The sequence below is a fragment of the Sandarakinorhabdus sp. genome, assembly GCF_032115815.1.
Lineage (GTDB): Bacteria > Pseudomonadota > Alphaproteobacteria > Sphingomonadales > Sphingomonadaceae > Sandarakinorhabdus.
Genome location: NZ_JAUMBI010000029.1, coordinates 1 through 22344 on the forward strand (window position 1 = coordinate 1; position 22344 = coordinate 22344).

The following is a 22344-nucleotide window of genomic DNA, read 5'->3' on the forward strand; positions in this document are numbered from 1 at the left end:
CTCGTTGAAGGAGGCTCCATGGTCAGACGGCCTTGCCGCCATCACCAACTCAAATCATCGTCACCCAACACCGGCCAATAGCCCTCTCCCGCGCAGCGGGTTCGTGCATGGGAGAGCAAATCCGTCAAACGAATTCCCCTCACCCCAACGCCACCCGCGCCCCGGCATGACGCACCAGCGCGCCTTCCAGTTCCAGGTCCAGCAGTACGCTCGCCACTTGCGCGGGGGGCAGCCTGGTGAGGCGGATAAGATCGTCGATGGGCACGGCCGTGGGGGAGAGCAGGGCGAGCAGCGCCGCGCGGGCGGCCGGATCGGGCGTGAGGGCGGGGCCGAAGTCGGGCAGGGGGAGCGGCTCGGCGACGGTGAGGGGGAGCGCGGGCTGGCCGGAAAGGGTGGAGAGCGCCTCCAGCACGTCCGCCGCCGTCTGGATCAGCGTGGCACCTTCGCGGATGAGCAGGTTGCAGCCCTGCGCGCGCGGATCGAGTGGGGAGCCGGGCACGGCCATCACTTCCCGCCCCAGATCGGCCGCGATGCGCGCCGTGATCAGGCTGCCCGATTTGGGCGCACCTTCCACCACGATGGTGCCGGCGCTCAACCCCGCGATGATGCGGTTGCGGCGCGGGAAATGGCGGGCCTGCGGCTCGATGCCCGGCGGCTGTTCGGCGATCACCAGGCCTTGCTCTGCTATCCGCGCCATCAGATCGGCGTGATCGGGCGGATAGGCGACATCCACCCCGCCGGCGACCACGGCGATGGTGCCGCGCTCCAGCGCCGCCGCGTGCGCCGCCGCATCGATGCCGCGCGCCAAGCCGGACACGACGACATAATCCGCCTCTGCCAGATCGAGCGCCAGTTGGCGGGCAAAACGCGTGCCCGCCGCGCTGGCGTTGCGGGCGCCGACGATGGCCACGGCCGGGCGATCGAGCAAGGCGAGGTCTCCGCGCGCATAGAGCACGGGCGGGGCGGTTTCGGTGCCGGCCAGCAGCGCGGGATAATCCGGGGTGCCGAGGAAGAGCAGATGCGCGCCCAATGTGGTTGCGGTTTCAAGTTCGGCCAGTGCCTCGGATTCGGGGTGCAGGGTGAGGCTGCGATTGCCGCGCCGGGCGAGGTCGGGCAGCGCCTTCAGTGCGGTTTCGGCATCGCCGAAGCGGGCGATGAGCTGACGATAGGTGACCGGGCCAATCGAATCGGTGCGGATCAGGCGCAGCCGGGAAACGGCGTCCGATGGCAGGCTCATCTGGCCTTTTGCCCGATTTTCGATTCGGTGCCGGCGGCGAGGCGCGAGAGATTATCCCGGTGCTGGAAGATCAGCAGCGCCGCCAGCATGGCTAGGTGCGTGGCCCAGCCGAGATTGCCGGTGAGGAACCAGACGGCGATCGGGCAGGCGATGGCGGCGAGCATGCCGCCCACACTTGAGTAGCGCGTGGCCAGGGCGCCGCAGGCCCAGGTGGCCAATGCGATCACGCCGGCGAGGGGGGCGGCGGCGAGAGTCACCCCCAAAATCGTGGCGACGCCCTTGCCGCCGCGGAACTTCAGCCAGATCGGAAAACAGTGGCCCACGAAAGCCGCTGTGCCGGCCACGATTCCCCCCATTTCGCCACCCAGCCACCGCCCGATGGCCACCGCCGCCACCCCTTTGCCAGCGTCCAGCAGCAAAGTGGCCGCTGCCAAGCCCTTGTTTCCGGTGCGCAAAACATTGGTGGTGCCGATGTTGCCGCTGCCCACCTGCCGGATATCGATGCCGATCATCCGGGTGAGCAAAAGCCCGAACGGGATCGAGCCGAGGAAATAGCCAATGGCGAGAGGTATCCAGTCCATAGCAGCAGCCTAGCGGGCGGGCCGGGCTGCGTCTATGCTGGAGGCCAAGAGGGGGAAGTGCATGAAAACGTTGATCGCCATCGCGCTGGGGTTGCTGGCCAGCACCGCCAATGCCCAGATGAAGCCCACGCCGACGCGCGACACCGCGATGGCCGCGGGGCCGTATGAAACGCTGGTGATCCGCGGCGCGACCATCATCACCGGCAACGGCGGGCCTCCGTACGGACCGGCTGATATCGTCATAAATGGCGGAAAAATCACGGATATTCGTGCCGCCGGCACGCCGGGCCTGCCGATGAAGACGGGCCGCGCGCCGCAAAACCCCACCCGCGAAATCGATGCGACCGGGATGTACATCCTGCCCGGCTTTGTGGACATGCACGGCCACAACGGCGACCCCGACAAGATGGACGACCCCAGCTACGCTTGGCGGCTGTGGCTGGCGCATGGGGTGACGACGGTGCGCGGCGTGTCCTTCTTTGGCGGCGACGTTCCGCGCGCCTTTGACGAGCGCAAGCGCGCGGCGGCGGGCGAGATCATCGCACCGCGCCTCTATGTTTATCAAACACTTGGGAGTGGTGCGAACGCCGGGTGGAAGGGCGGGCGGGTGACGACCCCCGAAAAGGCGCGCGAATGGGTGCGTTGGGCGGCGAGCGCCGGCATCGATGGCATCAAGTTCTTCAACCGGGGTGACGAGACTCCGGAGATCGACCGCGCCGCCATTGCCGAGGCGAAGAAACTGGGCCTGGGCACGGTCGCCCACCTGTCGCAGCCCAACATCGCCGAGTTCAACGCCCGCGATGCCGCTGCTGCCGGCCTGGGCACCATCACCCATTTTTACGGGCATTTTGAAAGCCTTCTGGACGGCCGGCGCGTGCAGGACACGCCGGCCGATTATAATTTCAACGACGAGCAGAAGCGTTTTGGCGGCATCGCCGAGATCTGGAATCAGATTCACGAACCCGGCGGGCCGGAGTGGGTGGACTATCTGAAAGCGCAGAAGGCCAGTGGGGTGGTGTTCGATCCCACCTTCAACATCTATAGCGCCAGCCGCGATCTGATGCGCGCCAAGCGGGCGGATTGGCACGATCGTTATACGCTGCCGAGCCTGACCGGGTTCTTCGAGTCGAACCGCGACAACCACGGCAGCTATTTCTTCGATTGGACCAGCGAGCGCGAATATGAATGGCGGCGTTTCTACACGCGCTACATGCAATTGGTGAATGATTACAAGAATATGGGTGGCCGGGTGACGACGGGCAGCGACCCGGGCTTCATCTGGCAGACCTGGGGCTTTGGCTATGTCCTGGAACTGGAACTGCTGCGCGAGGCCGGCTTTGCGCCGCTGGAAGTGATCCAGGCCGCCACCATCAACGGCGCGCGCACGCTAGAAGAGCCCAAGGGCCGCGAGCCGGATTTCGGCCTGATCCGCATCGGCATGCGCGCCGATCTGATCGTGGTGCCGGAAAACCCGCTGCACAATCTGAAGACGCTCTATGGCACGGGCTTTGCCCGGCTGGATGAGGCGACCCAAAAGACCGTGGTGAAGGGCGGGATCCGCTGGACCATCCGCGACGGCATCGTGCACGACGTGCCGGCGCTGCTGAAAAGCGTGGAGGACCAAGTGACGGCGGCGAAGGCCAAGCAGTGAAGTTGGCCAGCATCGCCGATTACCGGGCGGCGTCCCGGCGGCGGGTGCCGCGCTTCCTGTTCGACTACACTGATGGCGGCAGCTACGCGGAGCAGACACTGACGGCGAACGTCGGCGATCTGGCAGCCATCCGCCTCGATCAGCGCGTGCTCGTGGATGTGTCGCAGATCGAAACACGGGTGAAGCTGCTGGGGCAGGCGCTCACCATGCCGGTGGTGCTGGCACCGGTGGGACTGGGCGGGCTGCATGCGCGGCGCGGGGAGGTGCAGGCGTGGCGCGCGGCGCAGGCGGCGGGCATCCCGATGGCGCTGTCCACCGTTTCGGTATGCAGCCTCGAAGAAGTCACGCAGGGCGGCGGCGCAGCGCCGTGGTTCCAGCTGTATCTGACCAAAGACAAGGCGGCCAACGAGGCGATGATCGCAACGGCGCGCGAACAGGGCTGCCCGGCGCTGGTGCTCACCGTCGATCTGCCGACGCCAGGCGCGCGTTATCGCGATGTGCGCTCCAGCCTGACCGGTGCGCCGGGTCTCGCCGGCTGGCTGCACCGGGCGGCGCAGGTGGCGGCACGGCCCGGCTGGGCGGTGGATGTCGGGCTGCTGGGCGGGCCGGTTGCGATGGGCAATCTCACCGGGCTGGTGGGGGCGAAGGCACCACTCAGTGACTATCTCGGCTGGATCGCGCGCAATTTCGATGCCAGCGCCGATTGGGATCGGCTGGCGTGGGTGCGTTCGCTGTGGCCGGGGCCGCTGATCGTGAAGGGTATTCTCCACCCGGATGATGCGGCGCTGGCAGCGCAGCACGGCGCCGATGCCATCGTGGTTTCCAATCATGGCGGGCGGCAGCTGGATGGCGCGATCTCGGCGGCGCGGGCGCTGCCGGCGATCATGGATCGGCTGGGCGGCTGCATCCCCGTGCTGGCCGATGGCGGCGTGCGATCCGGCCTTGATGTGCTGCGCTTTGTGTCGCTGGGTGCAAGCGCCGTGATGATCGGCCGGCCCTGGGTGTGGGGGCTAAGTGCAGGCGGGCAGGCCGGCGTGGCGCATGTGCTGCAGCTGCTGCGGGCCGAGCTGGAAACCGCGATGGCGCTTACGGGTCGCACCCGGCTGGCCTGATGCGCAAATCCGCTGTATCGCGGCGCGCATGACTGATCGGCTCATCATCGCCCTCGCCCAGTTGAACGCCAGCGTGGGCGATCTGGCCGGCAATGCCGATGCCATATTGGCCGCGCGCGCCTTGGTGCCGGCGGCCGATCTGCTGGTCACCCCCGAACTGTCCATCGTCGGCTATCCGCCGGAAGATCTGGTGCTGAAACCGGCGCTGGTCGAAGCGGCGAAGGTGCAGGTGGAACGGTTGGCAGAGGCCACGGCGGACGGCGGCCCGGCACTGCTGGTCGGCGCGCCTTGGTTGGAGGACGGCGCGCTCTACAACGCCATGCTATTGCTGGACGGCGGCCGCATCGCTGGCATCACCCGCAAGCATGATCTGCCCAATTACGGCACGTTCGACGAAAAGCGCCTGTTCAGCGCCGGGCCCTTGCCTGGGCCCTTGAACCTGCGTGGTGTGCGCATTGGCGTGCCGGTGTGCGAAGACATGTGGACGCCGGACGTTTGCGAGTGCCTGGCCGAAACCGGCGCGGAGCTGCTGATCGTGCCCAACGGCAGCCCGTTCGAGGTCGGCAAGGATGATCGCCGGTTGAACCTCGCCGTCACCCGTGTGGTCGAAACCGGGTTGCCTTTGGTCTATCTCAACCGCGTCGGCGGGCAGGATGAGCTGGTGTTCGACGGCGCGTCGTTCGTGCTCAACGCCACCCGCACGCTGGCCCATCAACTGCCCGATTGGGACGAGACGATCCGACTGACCGAGTGGACGCGCGGCGAGACCGGCTGGACCTGCGCGACCGGCGAGCTCAGCCAGCAGGATGATGGTCCCGCCGATGTCTATCACGCCATGCTGGTGGGCCTGCGCGATTATGTGAACCGCAACCGCTTCCCCGGCGTCGTGCTTGGCCTTTCGGGCGGGATCGATTCAGCCCTTTCGGCCGCCGTCGCTGTCGATGCGCTCGGCGCCGACCGCGTGTGGTGCGTGATGCTGCCCAGCCCGTTCACCAGCCAGGACAGTCTGGATGATGCCGCCGAATGCGCCCGGCTGTTGGGCTGCCGGCTCGACACGGTTCGCATTGAACCGGCGATGACGGCGTTTGACACCATGCTGGCGCCTGTGTTCGAGGCCCGGGCCCGCGATACCACGGAAGAGAATATCCAGTCCCGCATCCGCGGACTCACGCTGATGGGCCTTTCGAACAAGTTCGGCCCGATGCTGCTCACCACCGGCAACAAGAGCGAGATGAGCGTTGGCTATGCCACCATCTATGGCGACATGGCCGGCGGCTATTCGGTGCTGAAGGATCTGTACAAGACGACCGTGTTCCGTGTGTGTGAATGGCGCAATGCCAATAAACCGCGGCTTGGAATAGGTCCTGCCGGCCCGGTGATGCCGACCAATGTCATCACCAAGCCGCCCACGGCCGAACTGCGCGAGAACCAGACGGATCAGGACAGCCTGCCGCCCTATGATCTGCTCGATCGCATCCTCTATGGCCTGGTGGAGCAGGAGCGTTCGGCCAGCGATCTGATCGCCGAAGGGCTGGATGCCGCCACCGTCGCCCGCATCGAACGGCTGCTCTACATCGCCGAATACAAACGGCGGCAGGCCCCGCCCGGCGTGAAGATCGGCCGCCGCAATTTTGGCCGGGACCGGCGCTATCCGATCAGCAATGCGTTTCGCACGGCTTAGCCTGCTGCTTGCGCTGGCGGCCCCGGCGCTGGCCGCCAGGAAGCCGGCTCCGCCGCCGCTGCCGCCGTTGGTGCTGCCCGGCGCCGCGCCGGTGATCGAGGCGCAAATCGCTGGCCAACCGGTGCGGCTGACAGTCGATTTCGGTGGCGACCCCCTCATCATGCTTGGCCCCGCAGCCGTTGCGCGGCTGAACCTGGCCGCCGACACCCGCGCCGATGGTGAAACGGTGGACCGCGGCCGCTTCCGCGTCGCGGTGGGACAGGTGAGCGTTGCCGTGCCCTACAGCGAGGAACAAGTGAACATCGCCGGGCGCAGCGCCAGCGTGCGCGTGCTGGCCCAGGCCGCCGCACCGGCCGAAGCCGTGGCCGGCAGCGATGGCGTGATCGGCCTGGCGCTGCTGCCCCAGGATGGGGTGCGCCTCAACTTCCGGCCGCGCCAGCCATCTGACCGGGTGGTGACGGTGGCCGCGGAGCCCGGAGCGCGCAGCAGCAGCACGAAGTTCGATTGGCCGCTGCCCAAGGGCATAGCGATCGAGGTGGAACTCCACCCTCTGCGACCCGTCAGCGTGGCCAGCGTCGCTGCCGCCAGCCGCCTGGCCGACGTGGGCAATGGCAAGCTGTTTGGCCCGCCGCGTCGGGTACTGATCGGCTTTGGCGTCGCCCGCCCGGTGCGCAGTCTCGTGCTTGAGCGGCCATTGGCGATTGCCGGCGCAACCGTGACCACGGTGGACGTGCGGCTGTTCGATTGGGCCGGCAAAACCCAATTGCCACCCGATGCCGAAAACGACGAGGCGGCGCTGGTCACCGGCAAGCGCGGCCGCCAGCGCGGCTGGCCGATCCTCAAACTGGGCCGCGATGTGCTTGGCCGCTGCGCCAGCATCGCATGGCAGCGTGACGCCAGCGATCCGCAACGCGGCCGGTTTGAGCTGACCTGCTGACCCCCCTTCAATGATCAGGGCGGCAAAACCGCGCAAATATCTTGCCGCATCGCGACCTTGGCGCGATGATGGGACATCAATGACAGGCCGGCATGGCCGCTTTGGGGAGGAACATCATGGATATCACCCGTCGGGAATCGCTGGCGTTGGCCGCAGGCGTGGTGGCAGCCGGGGGCGCTTTGGGCGCTGCTGCACCGGCCGCCGCGCAGATGGGCGGCGCGCGCCGCCTCGGCTCCAAGGAGAAGGTGGCCTACTGGGTGGCCACCGTCACCCCCTGCGATGCCCGCGGCCAGTTCGATCCCGGCGCCATGAAGGCAGTGATGGAATGGCACCAGAAATGCGGCGCCGATGGTGTCGTCGTGCTCGGCACCTCGGGTGAATTCCCCAGCTTCTCGGTGGCGGAACGCAAGCTCGTCACCGAAACCGCCATGAAGCACAAGGGCAACATGAACATCATGGTGGGCCCCGGTACGCCCAACATCGTGGAGACCATCGATCTGGCCAAACACGCGCAGAGCGTGGGCGCCGATGGCCTGCTGGTGATCCCGCCCTTCTACTTCAACCAGCCGCCCACCGAAGGCCTGATTCACTACTACACCCAGCTGTTCGAAGCGGTGTCGATCCCGATCAACCTCTACCACATCCCCGGCACGTCGGAGGTGGCGATCACCATCGAGCTGCTGAAGGCCATGATGAAATATCCGCACCTCGCGGGCATCAAGGATTCATCGGGCAACGCCGAAGGCTTTGCCGAGTTCCTCAAGGGCTTCCCGGAACTCAACATGCGCTGCGGCACGTCGAACAACCTGATCCCGGCCGTGGAAGCCGGCATGGGCGCCATCCTGGCCGACGGCAACATGTTCAGCGACAAGAGCGCCGACATCTTCAAGACCTACCGCGCCAAGGGCGACTGGAAGGCCAAGCTGAACCATCTGCGCGCGGCCGGCGCGATGATGCGCGATCACCACATGGGCGCCAACACCTATGCAGCGATGAAATATGTGCTGTCGCTGCGCATGGGCGGCCCGATGATGTATGCGCGCACGCCCTATCCGCAGCTGACCGACGCGCAGAAGGCCAGCCTGAAGGCGGGTCTCGACAAAGTCATGGCGATGCCGGCGTGAACGAAGAAACAAGGGGCAAAACCATGAAGATAATTCTGCCAATCGCCGCAGCGCTGCTGCTCACCACCGCCGCTGGCGCTCAGACGCCGGGCAAGGAAGGCGTTGCCGCCGCGCGCACCACCAATGGAGTCGCCAACTGGACCACCTACAATGCCGATCTGAAGGGCAGCCGCTATTCGCCGCTCGATCAGATCAACCCGGACAATTTCAAGGACCTGGAAATCGCCTGGCGCTTCAAGACCGACATTCTGGGCAGCCGCCCGGAATACAAGCTGGAATCGACCCCGCTCGCCGTTGATGGCGTGATCTACACCACCGGCGGCACCCGCCGCGCCGTCGTCGCGCTGAACGGCGCCACCGGGGAGCTGCTCTGGCAATATGCCGTGCACGAAGGCAAGCGCTCGGCCGAGTCCCCGCGCGCCCTCTCAGGCCGCGGCCTGTCCTATTGGACGGACGGCACCAGGCGCCGCATCCTCTATGTCACCATCGGCTATCGCCTCGTGTCGCTCGACGCCGATACCGGCCGCCCCGATCCGGAATTCGGCACCAACGGCGTTGTCGATCTGAAGACCGATTATGATCAGGATCTCGGCGATCTCGATACCGGCGAAGTCGGCGTCCACTCCGCGCCGGCGGTTTCGGGCAACACCATCATCATCGGCGCCGCCTTCCGCGAAGGCTTCACGCCCAAGACCCACAACAACACCAAGGGCTATGTGCGCGCCTTCGACGTGCGCACCGGCAAGCGCATGTGGACCTTTCACACCGTGCCGAAAAAGGGCGAGTTCGGCTATGAGACCTGGCTGAACAATTCGGCCGACGTGAACGGCAACACTGGCGTGTGGACGCAGGTTTCCGTCGATGAGGATCTCGGCCTCGCCTATCTCGCGGTCGAATCACCGACATCGGACTTTTTCGGCGGCAAGCGCCCCGGACCCAACCTGTTCGGCAACAGCTTGGTCGCCGTTGACCTGAAGACCGGGGAGCGCCGCTGGCACTTCCAGCTGATCCACCACGAGATCTGGGATCTCGACAACAGCAGCGCCCCGCTGCTGATGGACGTGACCGTGGATGGCAAGCCGCGCAAGGTTGTTGGCCTGCCGTCGAAACAGGGTTTCTTCTACGTCTTCGATCGCGCCACCGGCCAGCCGGTGTGGCCGATCAAGGAAACCAAGGTGGCCAAGGGCAATGTGCCCGGCGAATGGTACAGCCCAACCCAGCCGATCCCGTCGAAGCCGCCGGTCTATGCCCGCAACGGCGTCGAGGAGAAGGACCTGATCGATTTCACGCCTGACATGAAGAAAAAGGCGCTGGAGTTGACCAGCAAATATGTGCTCGGCCCGGTTTACACCCCGCCGATCGTCTCCACGCCGGAGAAGTTCGGGGTGATCAACAACTGGGCACAAGGCGGCACCAACTGGCCGGGCGGTTCGTTCGATCCGGAAAGCGGCATCGCCTATGTCTATGCCTGCGGCGCCTGCATTTCCTCGACCGGACTGCTGCCGCCGCCGGCCGGCCTTTCGGACATTCCGCTGGTGGTGGGCGTTGCCGGCCAACCGGTGGTGATGATCAAGGGCCCGGGCGAAGGCGCCGGTGCCGACAGCCCAGCCCCGGCCGCTGCACCCGGCAGCGGCAACGCCGGCCCGCCGCGCCTGGCCGTTGATGGCCTGCCGGTGGTGAAGCCGCCCTATGGCACGATCAGCGCCATCGATGTGAACAATGGCACGATCAAGTGGCAGGTCGCTCATGGTGAAACGCCGGATTTCGTGCGCAATCACCCGGTAATCAAGGCGATGGGCGGCATCCCGCGCACTGGCCAGTCCACATACCAGATCGGCACCTTGGTGACGAAGGGCTTGGTGGTCGCCGGTGAAAACCAGTTCACCCGCACCGAAGACCGGCCGCGCGGCGCCATGCTGCGCGCCTACGACAAGCAGACCGGCAAGGAAGTGGGCGCTGTGTTCATGCCCTCCACCCAATCCGGCTCGCCGATGACCTATATGGTGAACGGCAAGCAGTATATCATCGTGCCGACCAGCGGCGGTAACGCATCCGGCGAATTCCTCGCCTATGCACTGCCCAGCAAGCGATAAGGAACCAGTGACGTGAAGATTGCCCTGCCCCTTTTGATTGCGTTCGGCCTTGCTGGTGCCGCTGTGGCCCAGGATGCCGGCAAATCGGTGTGGCAGGGCATCTACACGCCGGAACAGGCCGACCGTGGTGGGGGCGTCTATGCCCAGCGCTGCGGCGCCTGCCACGGCGCGGCTCTGAATGGCACCGGCGAAGCACCGCCGCTGATCGGCGGTGAGTTCGTTTCCCACTGGGACACGATGACAGTGGGCGATCTGTATGACCGCGTGCGCACCACCATGCCGCAGAATGATCCGCAATCGATGACGCGCGAAGAATATGCCGATGTGCTGGCCTTCCTGTTGAAGAACAACGGCTTCCCGGCCGGCGCCCAGCCGCTCGACAAGCGTTCGGAAGTGCTGGCGACCATCGGCATCACGGCAGAAAAACCGGCCAATAGCGGCCGCTGAACCACTTGGGGGACAAGGCCATGAAGCGGATGATGATGCTGGCACTGCTGCTGGTCGGCAGCGCCGTCAGTGCGCAACAGGCGACGTCCCCCCCCCGCCCGGTGTGGACGGTGGAGACGCTGCCCAAGCCGGCACCGCTGACCGCCGAAACCAACAAGCAGCCCAACCCCTATCGCAGCGAACTGGGCTTCCTGAAGCTGCCCGCAGGGCGCGTGATGGGCTCCACCAGCGCGGTGAGTGTGGACAGCAAGGGCCATATCTGGGTGGCCGAACGCTGCGGAGCCAACAATTGCGGCAACAGCACCATCGATCCGATCATGGAGTTCGATGCCCAGGGCAATTTCATAAAGGCCTTTGGCGGCGGCCTGACGGTGTTCCCGCATGGGTTCTTCATCGACGCAGCTGACAATGTTTGGCTCACCGATGCCCGCGCCATCCCCGGCAAGGGCGCAACCGTCCTGAAATTCTCGCCCGAAGGCAAGTTGCTGCTGACGCTCGGCAAGCCCGGCATGCAGGGCAAGAGCACTGACCTGTTCACCGAGCCCAACGCCGTGATCGTGGCGAAGAACGGCGACATCTTCGTTGCCGATGGCCACGAGGCCGATCGCGGCGTTGCACGCATCCTGAAATACGACAAGACCGGCAAGTTCCTCATGCAATGGGGCCAACCCGGCAAGGGCCAGGGCGATCTGGAAGTGCCGCACGCGCTGGCCATGGATAGTAAGGGTCTGCTTTACGTGGGCGACCGCTGGAACAACCGTGTGCAGGTCTACACGCAGAAGGGCAAGTTACTGAACAGCTGGACCCAGTTCGGCCGCCCCTCCGGCCTGTTCATCGACGCCAACGACATCATGTACAGCGGCGATTCGGAAAGCCGTCGCCCCGTCGGTTATGGCTACAACCCTGGCTGGCAGCGCGGCATCCGCATCGGATCGGTGAAGGATGGCAAGGTGACCGCCTTCATCCCTGATCCCGATCCCAACCCCGATGGCGGCGCCACCAGCGGCGCCGAAGGCCTGTGGGTGGACAAGGCCGGCGTGATCTATGGTGCGCAGGTGAAGGAACGCACCGTTGCGCGGCATATCCGGGTGAAATGATCCGCGACTTGCCCTAAGGGCAGGTCCATGATCGTCACCCGCTTCGCTCCCTCGCCCACTGGCCGCCTCCACGCCGGCAATATCCGCACCGCGCTGGTCAACTGGCTGCTCGCCCATTCGGCCGGTGGCCGCATGGTGCTGCGGCTGGACGATACCGATCTGGCGCGCTCCACTGCGGAATCCGCGCAATCCATCCGCGACGATCTCGCCTGGCTGGGCCTGACCCCCGATCTGGAGGTCAAACAGTCTGACCGGTTCGACCGTTACGAAGACGCACTGGCCCGCCTCGCCGCGCAGGGCCGCGCCTACCCCTGCTATGAAACCGCCGAAGAGCTGGAGCTGAAGCGCCGCGTTGCCCTGTCGCGCGGGCTGCCGCCCATTTACGACCGCGCCGCACTGGCGCTGAGCGATGCCGACAAGGCCAAGCTGGAAGCCGAGGGCCGCCGGCCGCACTGGCGCTTCAAGATGGACGAAACCGCCGATGTCGAATGGCAGGACGGTGTGCGCGGCCACTGCCATTTCCCCGCCGCCGCGCTGGCCGATCCGGTGGTGCGCCGCGCCGATGGCTCGTGGCTCTACATGCTGCCCTCGGTGGTGGACGATATCGATCTGGGCATCACCGACATCGCGCGCGGCGAAGACCATGTCACCAACAGCGCCGTGCAACTGCAGATGTTTGCCGCGCTGGGTGCCGCGCCGCCGCGTCTCGCCCATATGGCGCTGTTCACCGGCAAGGATGCGGCGCTGTCGAAGCGGCTGGGTTCCGAAGGGGTCGATGCGTGGCGCGAGCAGGGCATCGAGCCGGTGGCCGTTGCCGCGCTGCTCGCCCGGCTGGGCACTTCGCAGCCGGTGGAGCCGATGGCCCGCCTGGCCGATCTGCTGCCCGGCTTTGCGCTCAGCCACTTCGGCCGCGCGCCAGCCCGCTTTGACCCAGCGGACCTCACCAGCCTGTCGGCCCGCTGCCTGCACCACATGCGCCACGCCGATATTGCCGATCGCCTGCCGGCCAGCATTGGCGAACGTGAATGGCTGGCGATCCGGCCCAACCTCACCCGCCTGGATGAAGCCGAAGCCTGGCACGCCATCATTGCAGGGCCGATCAGCGCCGAAGCCGACGAGCCCGCGTATCTCGCTGCGGCTGCCGCCACCCTGGCCGAACTGGCATGGGGCGACGATATCTGGAACCGGCTGATCGAGGCACTGAAGGCCAGCACGGGCCGCAAAGGCAAGCCGCTGTTCCTGCCGCTGCGTCTGGCGCTGACCGGCCAGCCGCACGGGCCGGAAATGGCGGCCTTGCTGCCGCTGATCGGACGCGAGGAGGCCCTGCGGCGACTGGGCGGCTGAGAGCCCGGCAGGGCCAAAGATTCTCCTATCGATTATAACAGTCTATGTTATACTGTAACGGCACCGCAGACATGGCGGAACGCTGGCGCAGTGCCTGAAGGGGGCGGCCCCCGTCCCCTCTTCTTGGGAGGACTGCACATGGACAGACTCACGACCCGCGCATCCGGTTTCGTCGCCACCGCCGCCGTGCATGTCGGCATCGCCGTCCTGTTGCTGGCCGGCTGGCAGGTGACACGGCCGAAGCCGCAGCCAAAGCCGATCATCGCCGTTCCAATTCCCGTTCCCGTTGATCGCCCCGAACTGGCTGCGCCGCGCACCAGCGACCTGCCCGTCACCATCGACATCGCCCAGCCGGTCTGGGACGAAACCCGGCCTGAACCGGTGGTGACACCGCCGGTTGACCGGGCGACCGGCGGCACCAACAGCGGCGACACGGGCATCGGCCAGCCGCCGCTGCCGCCACCCGTCGCCAGCGGCCCAAGCCGCGGCGCCCGGCTGATCGCCGCAACCGCGATGCAGCCGCCCTATCCATCTGCCTCGCGGGCACTGGGGGAAGAAGGCAGTGTGGAACTGATGGTGAGCATCGACGACCACGGCCAGGTGACCGGCGTGAACCTGCTGCGCTCCTCCGGCTACGCCCGGCTGGACGCGGCCGCCATCGCCTTTGCGCTGAAGCGCTGGCGCTTCGAAGCCGCGCTTGAGAACGGCAAGCCGGTGGCCGCCAGCCGGCGTTTCACCATCCGCTTCAACCTGTCCGAAGCGGGTTGAACCCGAAGGGGGGCGGCCATTGACCATGGCCGCCCCTGTGCCAATCTTCGGCCATGAAGCTGCTGTTCCTCCACGGCCCGCCGGCCGCCGGCAAATATACCATCGCCCGTGCCGTCGCTGATGCCACTGGCTTGCCGCTGTTCCACAATCATCTGGTGGTCGATGCGGTGGCCGCCGTGTTTCCGTTCGGATCGCCGGGGTTCGTGACCTTGCGCGAACGCTTCTGGCTCGAAGTGACCCGCGCCGCGGTGGCGGAAGACCGCTCGCTGATCTTCACCTTCCAGCCCGAATCCAGCGTGTCACCGGGCTTTGCCGAACAGGTGGCCGGCATCGTGGCGGCTGGCGGCGGCGAGACCATCTTCGTGCAACTGCGGCTCGATCTGGCCGGCCAGCGCGCCCGCATCGCCAACAATGATCGCGGCCGCTTCGGCAAACTGCGGGATATCGCCCTGCTGGAGCAGTTGCACGCCGATTTCGCCGGCTGCGAAGCCGCCATGCCACCCTCGGCGCTGAGCATCAACACCGCCACCACCGCGCCCGCCGACGCCGCCGCCCGCATCATCGCCCTGCTGACGGATTGACGCCCCTCTGGCCAAGCGCGCGCCGCGCCCCTATCTTGGCCAGCATGGCCTTTCTTGACCCCCCTGATGCCACCCAGCGCCGCAAGCGTTACTGGATCGCTGCCGGCTCCGTGCTGGCCACGACGATCCTGATGACGATGTTCCTGCTCGAATCGCGCTGGGGCTACATGAAGCCCGATTCGGTGATCATCTATGCGCAAAGTTGGAAGGCGGATCGCAGCCGGGATGATGCCATCGCCGATGTGAAGGCGACAAAGGCCGCGCAGGAAGCCCGGCTGGCTGAAGCCCGCGCTGCCATTGCCGGGCTGTCTGGCCAGGCGAAGATCGACGCGCAGAAACAATATGATGACTATGTGAAGGGCGGCGGCTTCAAGCGGGATCTGCCCTATGTCGCCGCAGAGCCATCCGTGCAGGCCATCGTGCGCGTGCCGGCCCCGGCCGAGCCGCCAATCGAATGATCTCTGGCTCGTGAGCGCCACCGACGACTGGCGGTTCATGGGCGCGGCGCTGGCGCTGGCCAGCCGCGGCATTGGCAAGACCTTCCCCAACCCATCAGTCGGCTGTGTGATCGCGAAAGATGGCCGCGTGGCTGGGCGCGGCTGGACACAGCCGGGCGGCCGCCCGCATGCCGAAGCGGTCGCGCTGGCGCAGGCTGGCGACGCAGCGAACGGTGCCACAGCCTATGTGACGCTGGAACCCTGCGCCCATGTGAGCCCTCGCGGGCCCAGCTGTGCCGACAGCCTAATTGCCGCCGGCGTGGCGCGGGTGGTGATCGCCGCGCATGATCCCGATCCGCGCACCGATGGCGATGGGGTGGCACGTTTGCGCGCGGCCGGCATCGCGGTGACGACAGGCGTGCGCGACGCCGAGGCCGAACAGCAATTGGCCGGCTTCCTGACGCGCCTCAAACTGGGCCGGCCGCACATCACGCTGAAGCTGGCGGTGTCGATCGACGGCGCCATCGCCATGGCCGACGGCCGCAGCCAATGGATCACCGGAGAGCGCGCCCGCGCCGACGCGCATCTGGAACGCGCCCGCGCCGATCTGATCGTGGTTGGTCGCGGCACCTGGGATGCGGACGGTCCCACGCTGGACGTGCGCCTGCCCGGCCTGGAAGCCCGCAGCCCCCGCATCGGCATGGTCGGGCGCGGAGACGGCCTACCGGGCCATGTCACGCATTTCCCCGATCTGGCCGCACTCACCGCCGATCCGGCGCTGTGTGTGCTGGTCGAAGGCGGCATGGGGCTGGCGGCCAGCCTGCTGGCCGCTGATCTGGTGGATGCGCTTATCCTGATGCGGGCGCCAATCCTGATCGGGGCAGGGCGCACGCTGGGCGACATCGGCCTGGCTGATCTGGCGCAGGCACACGACCGCTGGCGGGCCGAACCGATTGTCACGCTCGGCGCCGACCGCATTGAACGCTTCATCCGGACACGTTAGGGCTGCCCCATGTTCACCGGCATCATCACCGACATCGGCACCATCACCCAGGTGGAGGAGCGCGGCGATCTGCGCGTGACGGTGCAGACGGGATACGACACCGCCGGCATCGCCATCGGCGCCTCCGTTGCCAACAGCGGCGTCTGCCTCACCGTGGTGAGCAAAGCCACCAACAGCCTCGCATTCGATGTTTCCGCAGAAACCCTGCGCTGCACCGCCAGCGGTATGTGGAGCCAAGGCGCACGGCTTAACCTTGAGCGCGCACTCAAGGTGGGCGATGAACTCGGCGGCCATATCGTCACCGGGCACGTCGATGCCGTCGGCTGCATCACCAGCATCGAAGCCGAAGGCGACTCGAAGCGCTTCACCTTCCAGATGCCGGCCAGCGTCGCGCCCTATGTGGCGCCCAAGGGCAGCATCTGCCTGAATGGCGCGTCGCTGACGGTGAACGAAGTCAGCGATGATGATCTCGGCCACTGGTTCACGGTGAACATCATCCCGCACACCGCCGAATGGACCACCTTCGGCACCGCACAGGCCGGCGACGAGGTGAATATCGAGATCGACGTGCTGGCGCGCTATCTGTTTCGGATGAACCAGCTCAAGTCTTGACATCGAGATGTGATAGACGCATCCCGGATTCACATTTCGATGTGAGGCCAAGATGAGCGAGTCCCTGATTGCCCGGTTGCGTGACCTTGTTGCCAGCGGCGAGGAATCAAAAGCCGGCATGGCCCGCGCCGCCGGCCTGCACGCCAACAGCCTCCGCGCGCTCGACGAAGCCGATTGGAATCCGACCACCGATACGCTGCGCAAGCTCGAAAACTGGCTGGCCGATCGCAGCAGCGGCCCGGCGCTGTCCCCCATCGAGGATATCATCAACGAGGCCCGCAACGGCCGGATGTATATCCTGGTCGACGATGAAGACCGCGAGAACGAAGGCGACCTGATCATCCCCGGCCAGATGGCGACGCCCGATGCCATCAACTTCATGGCCAAGTTCGGCCGCGGCCTGATCTGCCTCGCCCTGGCGTCGGAACGCGTGAAAGCACTCGGCCTGCCGCTGATGGCGCAGCACAACGGCACCCGCCACAGCACTGCCTTCACCGTTTCGATCGAGGCCAAGGAAGGCGTCACCACCGGCATTTCGGCGGCTGATCGCGCCCGCACCATCGCGGTGGCCATCGATGCCGCCAAGGGCCCGGAACATATCGTTTCGCCCGGCCATGTGTTTCCGCTCGTCGCCCGCGATGGCGGTGTGCTGGTGCGCGCCGGCCATACCGAAGCCAGCGTGGACATCTCGCGCCTCGCCGGCCTCAGCCCCAGCGGCGTGATCTGCGAAATCATGAACGACGATGGCACCATGGCGCGCCTGCCCGATCTGATCCCGTTCGCCCGCCGCCACGGCCTGAAGATCGGCACCATCCGCGATCTGATCGCCTATCGCCACGCCCACGACCGGCTGGTGAAATGCGTCGCCGAAACGAAACTGGAAAGCTGGCACGGCGGCGAGTGGCTGGCGAAAACCTATGCCAACACCGCCGAATATGGCGAGCATATGGTCCTGCAGAAGGGCCGCATTGAACCCGGCAAGCCCACGCTCGTCCGCGTCCACACCCAATCCATGTTCACCGACATGTTTGCCGAAAAGGGTGAGCGCGCCGGGCAGCTCGGCCGGGCCATGGACGCCATCGGCGAGGAAGGCGCCGGCGTCATCGTCATCATCCGTGACGGCAGTCCCACCGCCATTTCCGAACAAATGCGCGCCAAGGGCCAAGGCGAATCCATCGTGCTGCGCGATTACGGCATCGGCGCGCAGATCCTGGTTGACCTTGGTGTCACCGACATGATCCTGCTCACCAACCAGCACCGCAACATCGTTGGCATCGAAGGCTATGGCCTGCACGTTGTCGGCGAACGCGCCATTCCCCCCCGTTCGTGAGAGCCGCCGACATGCACATCCTGATCGTCGAAGCCCCGTTCTACACCCACATCGCCGACATGCAGCGCGATGGCGTGACCACCGCCCTGAAGGCCGCCGGCGCCACGTACGAGGTGATCACCGTGCCCGGCGCGCTGGAAGTGCCGGCGGCCATCGCCTTTGCCGATGCCAGCGGCGAATATGATGGCTATGTCGCGCTCGGCTGCGTGATCCGCGGCGAGACTTATCATTTCGAAGTCGTCGCCGGTGAAAGCGCGCGGGCCATCATGGCGCTCACGCTCGATGGCCTGGCCATCGGCAACGGCATCCTGACGGTCGAAAACGAAGCACAGGCCATCGCCCGGGCCGACAAGACCCAGAAGAACAAGGGCGGCGAAGCCGCCGCTGCTGCACTGGCCATGGTGGCGCTCAAACAACGCTTTGCCTGAACGCGGCTTTCCCCATGGCGCACCAGAGCGGCTGATGGCACACTGATGCAAGGGTCAGCCGCTGCTTCCGGGGGGATGTGACGTCATGACCAATGCCCAAGACAACACGGGCCGCAACCTTGATTGCGACCTGATCATGAAGGGCGGGGTGACGAGCGGCATCGTCTATCCCGGTGCCATCGGCGCCATCGCCCATCGTTATCGCCTGCGCAGCATCGGCGGCACATCGGCCGGCGCGATTGCCGCCGCGGCCGCCGCGGCGATGGAATATGGCCTGCGCAGTGGCCGCAATGCCCAAGCCCGCGAACAGATGATGTGGCTAAGCCGGCAGACGGCGCAGCAAACGTCGAATGGGCGCAGTTTCCTGCAGGCGCTGTTTCAGCCCGATCCTGCCACCTCAGCCATCCTGCACCTGGCGCTGCCGGGGCCAGACGGGCGACTTGGCGCGCTGCTCGCCCTGTTCGGCCCGGCGGTGGCGGGCTGGCTGGCACTGGTGCTGCTGCCCGGTGTGATCGTGGCGCTGGCCTTTGCGGGCGGGCCGCTGCACTGGTCGCCGGCCGCCGCCGCGCTGATCGGGCTGGCCAGCACGGCCCTGCTGGTGCTGGTCAGCATTGGCGGATTTGCCCGCCGCCAGCTTGAGCGGCTGGCCGCTGCGATCGTCGACAACGGCATGGGCCTGATGACCGGCATGGCCGCGAGCGGTGCCCGCCTTGATGGCAAGCCGGTGCCGGGCCTGACGCAGTGGCTGCACGAAACCGTGCAATCGCTGGCCGGGCGCGCCGGCGGCAAGGCGGCCGACGTGCTGACCTTTGGCGATCTGTGGACGGTGGACAGCGATGCCGAGGTCAGCGCCCGGTCAGCGCGCGGTATCGATCTGGTGCTGGTGTGCACCGATCTCAACCGCCTGCAATCGGTGAGTTTTCCCTTCCTGCCTGAAAATCACCGGCTGTTCTATGATCCACGCGACTGGGCCCGGCTGTTCCCCGCCGACGTGCTGACGGCGATGGAGCCGTGTGCCTGGCCGATCTGCGACGCTGCCATGCCCAGCGGCCTCGGCTATACCGCCGAGGAAGTGCGCGCCGCCGCAGCGCCACTCGGCGATCTCGGCCAGCATCTGCGCCTGCTGCCCAAGGGCAAGGATCTGCCGATCATCGTCGGCGCCCGCGCCTCAATGGCCTTCCCCGGCCTGTTCACGCCGCTGCCGCTGTGGCTGCTGCGCTGGGTCGGCAAACCCGAAGTGCCGGATGAACGTCGGCCGATCCTGTCGCCGCTCTATCTGTCGGATGGCGGCATCACGTCGAATTTCCCCATCCACCTGTTTGATGGCGCGGTGCCCAGCCGGCCAACCTTCGCCTTGAACCTGCTCTATCCCGGCGATGATCTGTCGATCGAGGAATATCGCGACCGCGATGCCGAACGCAGCCGCGCCAGGCCGGGCAATGTCCGCACGCTGGGCGGCACCGATGAGCGCATGGCCGAAGCCGGGCTGATCGATCTGATCATGCCCTTTGCCAACAGCGATCGCGTGCGCTTCTACAAGGCGCCGGCCAGCGGCAATGCGGTGGCGCAACTGGCCGGGCTGGCGATGCGCGTGGTGGAAACCGCCCGCACCTGGGCCGATGTCAGCCATTTCGATCAGACCGGCACGCGCGACCGCGTCATCCACATCCGCCTGACCGGGGCCGAAGGCGGCTTCAACCTCGCCATGGACGCCGCCACCATCGCCAGCATCGACAACAAGGGCAGCATGGCCGGCACCGTGCTGGCCAGCCGTTTCGATCCGCACCAGCCCAGCGATCCGCTCGATCAGGATGGCCCGCCGCGCTTCCAGCTCGATTGGACCAACCATCGCCAGGTGCGGCTGAACGGCTTCATCGCAGCGCAGGATCTGCTGGCCAGCCGCTTCCACGACAGTTGGCAGCCGCAGCCGCCAGCCGGCGTGCAGATCAGCAACCCGCTCACCCGCGATCTGCTGACGCCAGGTAGCCATTTTGCCGGCGTGGCGCTGCACCTTGATGCCATGGGGTCGCTGCCGGTGCCCGATCCCGATCCACTCGATCGGGTGCGGCGGCCAATGTCGGTGCTGCGCATGCGCCCTTCAACCAACGATCCTCGCGCCACCCAGCGCCCCTAGCCCAGCGCACCGCGACACACTGAAGCGCGGCGTTCATGCCGCAGTGCACAATGAAGGGGGAGGGTCCATAGCGGCTTAAGCCTGTTCCTCCGTTCAGGTTGGCATGGGTGCCGTTCCAGCGATCCGACCCGCTTGGTCGGCACCCACGCCCACTGCCGCCCGCCCATAGCCGGCACGGCAATCGCCCAAATTGCCACGATGACAGCGCCGCCCTTTGCGCTTATGGCCAGCCGCCATGGCCGCGCTGTCCCATATCGATCACTGGATCTTCGATCTCGACAACACGCTGTACCCGGCGCACTCGTCGTTGTTTCCGCAGATCGATCAGCGCATGGGCCTCTATATCCAGCGCCTGCTGAACGTTGATCCAATCGAAGCCCACCGCATCCAGAAGGAACTGTTCCACAGCCACGGCATGACGCTGCCCGGCCTGATGGCGCTGCACAATGTCGATCCGCACGATTTCCTGGCCAATGTCCACGACGTCGATATCGACGTGCTGCGCCCGCACCCGGAACTGGGCGATCTCATCGCCCGCCTGCCGGGGCGCAAGTATATCTTCACCAATGCCGATGCGCCCTATGCGGAACGCGTGCTGGAACGCCTTGGCCTCACTCACGCGTTCGACGGCATGCACGACATCCACGCGCTGGATTATGTGCCAAAACCGCAACCGCCGGCCTACACCCACATGTGCGCCGCCCATGGCATCAGCCCGAAACGGGCGATGTTCGTGGAAGACATGGCGCGCAACCTCACACCCGCCAAGGCCATCGGCATGACCACGGTCTGGATCGATAACGGTTCCGAACAAGGGCCGGGCAGCGACCGCGAACACATCGACTTCATCATCAACGACCTCGCCGCTTTCCTGGCCGAGGTGCTGGAACAGGTGGAAACCGCATGAACATCGAAGCCATCATCAACGCCGGCTGGGAAGAGCGCACCAGCGCCACCAGCGCCACCCACGGTGAGCTACGCACCGCCGTCAACGCCGCCCTCTCGGCACTCGATGCCGGCGAATTGCGCGTGGCGGAGCCGGACGGCACAACCCACCAGTGGTTGAAGAAGGCCGTGCTGCTGTCGTTCCGCCTGCACGACAATGTGGTGATGCCCGGCTTCGGTCACGCTGGCTTCTACGACAAGGTGCCGCTGAAATTCGACGCTTGGGGCGATGCCGAGTTCCGCGCCGCCGGCTTCCGCGCCGTGCCCGGTGCCGTCGTTCGCCACGGCGCCTATATCGCGCCGGGTGCAGTGCTGATGCCCAGCTTCGTCAACATCGGCGCCCGCGTCGGCAAGAACAGCATGGTCGACACCTGGGCCACGGTCGGTTCGTGCGCCCAGATTGGAGAGAACGTCCACATCAGCGGCGGCGCCGGCATCGGCGGCGTGCTCGAACCATTGCAGGCCAACCCGGTCATCATCGGCGACAACGCCTTCATTGGCGCCCGCGCCGAAGTGGCCGAAGGCGTCATCGTCGGCGAAGGCGCAGTCCTCTCGATGGGCGTCTACCTCGGCGCCAGCACCAAGATCATCGATCGCGCCACGGGCGAAATCCATATGGGCAAGGTGCCGCCCTATGCCGTCGTCGTTTCCGGCAGCCTGCCCGGCAAGCCGCTGCCCGACGGCACGCCGGGCCCCAACCTCTATTGCGCCGTGATAGTGAAGACCGTCGACGCGCAAACCCGCAGCAAGACCGGCATCAACGACCTGCTGCGCGACTGAACATGAGTGTGGGGCAGGGATC

At 66.3% G+C, this 22344-nt stretch carries 21 protein-coding genes; 19 read left to right on the forward strand and 2 right to left on the reverse strand.

Annotated elements, in window-relative coordinates; all coding sequences use genetic code 11:
- Positions 1-139 precede the first annotated feature (139 nt).
- Both dprA and plsY read right to left on the reverse strand, forming a co-directional pair.
- A complete protein-coding gene (gene dprA, locus RT662_RS01390; RefSeq protein ID WP_313668515.1) occupies positions 140-1237 on the reverse strand; it encodes a DNA-processing protein DprA in 1098 nt (365 codons plus the stop codon).
- Positions 1234-1818 carry a glycerol-3-phosphate 1-O-acyltransferase PlsY gene (gene plsY / locus RT662_RS01395; RefSeq protein WP_313668516.1) on the reverse strand — a complete coding sequence of 195 codons (585 nt, stop codon included), beginning with the start codon at positions 1816-1818 and terminating at the stop codon, positions 1234-1236. Before plsY ends, dprA begins: the two co-directional genes overlap by 4 nt.
- A gap of 61 nt (positions 1819-1879) precedes the next feature.
- Here plsY and RT662_RS01400 point away from each other — a divergent pair, with 61 nt between their 5' ends.
- The 19 genes from RT662_RS01400 to RT662_RS01490 all read left to right on the forward strand — a co-directional run bounded on the left by RT662_RS01400 (position 1880) and on the right by RT662_RS01490 (position 22322).
- Positions 1880-3469 carry an amidohydrolase family protein gene (locus tag RT662_RS01400; protein WP_313668518.1) on the forward strand — a complete coding sequence of 530 codons (1590 nt, stop codon included), beginning with the start codon at positions 1880-1882 and terminating at the stop codon, positions 3467-3469.
- Positions 3466-4581, forward strand: a complete 1116-nt coding sequence (locus RT662_RS01405; protein ID WP_313668519.1) for an L-lactate dehydrogenase — start codon at positions 3466-3468, stop codon at positions 4579-4581. Before RT662_RS01400 ends, RT662_RS01405 begins: the two co-directional genes overlap by 4 nt.
- Positions 4582-4609: 28 nt before the next feature.
- The gene (locus RT662_RS01410; RefSeq protein WP_313668520.1) at positions 4610-6262 is read left to right on the forward strand and encodes an NAD+ synthase; all 1653 of its coding nucleotides are present in this window, start codon (positions 4610-4612) and stop codon (positions 6260-6262) included.
- A complete protein-coding gene (locus tag RT662_RS01415; RefSeq protein ID WP_313668522.1) occupies positions 6243-7199 on the forward strand; it encodes a hypothetical protein in 957 nt (318 codons plus the stop codon). Before RT662_RS01410 ends, RT662_RS01415 begins: the two co-directional genes overlap by 20 nt.
- 116 nt (positions 7200-7315) lie before the next feature.
- On the forward strand, positions 7316-8323 hold the full coding sequence (locus tag RT662_RS01420) for a dihydrodipicolinate synthase family protein (protein ID WP_313668524.1): 1008 nt from the start codon (positions 7316-7318) through the stop codon (positions 8321-8323).
- Positions 8324-8346: 23 nt separating this feature from the next.
- Entirely contained in the window at positions 8347-10416 is a 2070-nt protein-coding gene (locus RT662_RS01425; RefSeq protein WP_313668525.1) for a PQQ-binding-like beta-propeller repeat protein, read from the forward strand.
- Positions 10417-10428: 12 nt separating this feature from the next.
- Positions 10429-10863, forward strand: a complete 435-nt coding sequence (locus RT662_RS01430; protein WP_303778960.1) for a c-type cytochrome — start codon at positions 10429-10431, stop codon at positions 10861-10863.
- A 20-nt stretch (positions 10864-10883) separates the two neighbouring features.
- Positions 10884-11960: a peptidyl-alpha-hydroxyglycine alpha-amidating lyase family protein gene (locus RT662_RS01435; protein ID WP_313668529.1), complete on the forward strand. Its 1077-nt coding sequence runs from the start codon at positions 10884-10886 to the stop codon at positions 11958-11960.
- Positions 11961-11987: 27 nt separating this feature from the next.
- Positions 11988-13304 carry a glutamate--tRNA ligase gene (locus tag RT662_RS01440; protein WP_313668532.1) on the forward strand — a complete coding sequence of 439 codons (1317 nt, stop codon included), beginning with the start codon at positions 11988-11990 and terminating at the stop codon, positions 13302-13304.
- A gap of 138 nt (positions 13305-13442) precedes the next feature.
- On the forward strand, positions 13443-14072 hold the full coding sequence (locus tag RT662_RS01445) for an energy transducer TonB (RefSeq protein ID WP_313668534.1): 630 nt from the start codon (positions 13443-13445) through the stop codon (positions 14070-14072).
- 53 nt (positions 14073-14125) lie between these two features.
- Positions 14126-14653: a shikimate kinase gene (locus RT662_RS01450; protein ID WP_313668536.1), complete on the forward strand. Its 528-nt coding sequence runs from the start codon at positions 14126-14128 to the stop codon at positions 14651-14653.
- A 44-nt stretch (positions 14654-14697) separates the two neighbouring features.
- Positions 14698-15111, forward strand: coding sequence for a hypothetical protein (locus RT662_RS01455; RefSeq protein WP_313668538.1), 414 nt, complete (start codon positions 14698-14700; stop codon positions 15109-15111).
- Between the two features lie 37 nt (positions 15112-15148).
- A complete protein-coding gene (gene ribD / locus RT662_RS01460; protein ID WP_313668557.1) occupies positions 15149-16093 on the forward strand; it encodes a bifunctional diaminohydroxyphosphoribosylaminopyrimidine deaminase/5-amino-6-(5-phosphoribosylamino)uracil reductase RibD in 945 nt (314 codons plus the stop codon).
- Between the two features lie 9 nt (positions 16094-16102).
- The gene (locus tag RT662_RS01465) at positions 16103-16705 is read left to right on the forward strand and encodes a riboflavin synthase (protein ID WP_313668539.1); all 603 of its coding nucleotides are present in this window, start codon (positions 16103-16105) and stop codon (positions 16703-16705) included.
- 52 nt (positions 16706-16757) lie between these two features.
- Entirely contained in the window at positions 16758-18035 is a 1278-nt protein-coding gene (gene ribB / locus RT662_RS01470) for a 3,4-dihydroxy-2-butanone-4-phosphate synthase (protein WP_313668540.1), read from the forward strand.
- A gap of 11 nt (positions 18036-18046) precedes the next feature.
- On the forward strand, positions 18047-18463 hold the full coding sequence (locus RT662_RS01475) for a 6,7-dimethyl-8-ribityllumazine synthase (RefSeq protein WP_313668559.1): 417 nt from the start codon (positions 18047-18049) through the stop codon (positions 18461-18463).
- A gap of 85 nt (positions 18464-18548) precedes the next feature.
- Positions 18549-20597, forward strand: a complete 2049-nt coding sequence (locus tag RT662_RS01480; RefSeq protein ID WP_313668542.1) for a patatin-like phospholipase family protein — start codon at positions 18549-18551, stop codon at positions 20595-20597.
- 235 nt (positions 20598-20832) lie between these two features.
- Positions 20833-21504, forward strand: coding sequence for a pyrimidine 5'-nucleotidase (locus RT662_RS01485; protein ID WP_313668545.1), 672 nt, complete (start codon positions 20833-20835; stop codon positions 21502-21504).
- Positions 21501-22322 (forward strand): 2,3,4,5-tetrahydropyridine-2,6-dicarboxylate N-succinyltransferase, encoded by an 822-nt coding sequence (locus RT662_RS01490; protein ID WP_313668547.1) that lies wholly within the window; start codon positions 21501-21503, stop codon positions 22320-22322. Before RT662_RS01485 ends, RT662_RS01490 begins: the two co-directional genes overlap by 4 nt.
- The last annotated feature ends 22 nt before the right edge of the window (positions 22323-22344 follow it).

Excerpts from the sequence above, each read along its gene's own strand:
- dprA (WP_313668515.1), bottom strand. The coding sequence starts at position 1,237 with ATGAGCCTGCCATCGGACGCCGTTTCCCGGCTGCGCCTGATCCGCACC.
- RT662_RS01455 (WP_313668538.1), top strand. The coding sequence starts at position 14,698 with ATGGCCTTTCTTGACCCCCCTGATGCCACCCAGCGCCGCAAGCGTTAC.
- RT662_RS01415 (WP_313668522.1), top strand. The coding sequence starts at position 6,243 with ATGCGTTTCGCACGGCTTAGCCTGCTGCTTGCGCTGGCGGCCCCGGCG.
- RT662_RS01435 (WP_313668529.1), top strand. The coding sequence starts at position 10,884 with ATGAAGCGGATGATGATGCTGGCACTGCTGCTGGTCGGCAGCGCCGTC.
- RT662_RS01400 (WP_313668518.1), top strand. The coding sequence starts at position 1,880 with ATGAAAACGTTGATCGCCATCGCGCTGGGGTTGCTGGCCAGCACCGCC.
- RT662_RS01480 (WP_313668542.1), top strand. The coding sequence starts at position 18,549 with ATGACCAATGCCCAAGACAACACGGGCCGCAACCTTGATTGCGACCTG.
- RT662_RS01425 (WP_313668525.1), top strand. The coding sequence starts at position 8,347 with ATGAAGATAATTCTGCCAATCGCCGCAGCGCTGCTGCTCACCACCGCC.
- RT662_RS01485 (WP_313668545.1), top strand. The coding sequence starts at position 20,833 with ATGGCCGCGCTGTCCCATATCGATCACTGGATCTTCGATCTCGACAAC.
- RT662_RS01465 (WP_313668539.1), top strand. The coding sequence starts at position 16,103 with ATGTTCACCGGCATCATCACCGACATCGGCACCATCACCCAGGTGGAG.
- plsY (WP_313668516.1), bottom strand. The coding sequence starts at position 1,818 with ATGGACTGGATACCTCTCGCCATTGGCTATTTCCTCGGCTCGATCCCG.
- RT662_RS01445 (WP_313668534.1), top strand. The coding sequence starts at position 13,443 with ATGGACAGACTCACGACCCGCGCATCCGGTTTCGTCGCCACCGCCGCC.
- RT662_RS01420 (WP_313668524.1), top strand. The coding sequence starts at position 7,316 with ATGGATATCACCCGTCGGGAATCGCTGGCGTTGGCCGCAGGCGTGGTG.
- RT662_RS01475 (WP_313668559.1), top strand. The coding sequence starts at position 18,047 with ATGCACATCCTGATCGTCGAAGCCCCGTTCTACACCCACATCGCCGAC.
- RT662_RS01410 (WP_313668520.1), top strand. The coding sequence starts at position 4,610 with ATGACTGATCGGCTCATCATCGCCCTCGCCCAGTTGAACGCCAGCGTG.
- ribB (WP_313668540.1), top strand. The coding sequence starts at position 16,758 with ATGAGCGAGTCCCTGATTGCCCGGTTGCGTGACCTTGTTGCCAGCGGC.
- RT662_RS01490 (WP_313668547.1), top strand. The coding sequence starts at position 21,501 with ATGAACATCGAAGCCATCATCAACGCCGGCTGGGAAGAGCGCACCAGC.
- RT662_RS01440 (WP_313668532.1), top strand. The coding sequence starts at position 11,988 with ATGATCGTCACCCGCTTCGCTCCCTCGCCCACTGGCCGCCTCCACGCC.
- ribD (WP_313668557.1), top strand. The coding sequence starts at position 15,149 with ATGGGCGCGGCGCTGGCGCTGGCCAGCCGCGGCATTGGCAAGACCTTC.
- RT662_RS01450 (WP_313668536.1), top strand. The coding sequence starts at position 14,126 with ATGAAGCTGCTGTTCCTCCACGGCCCGCCGGCCGCCGGCAAATATACC.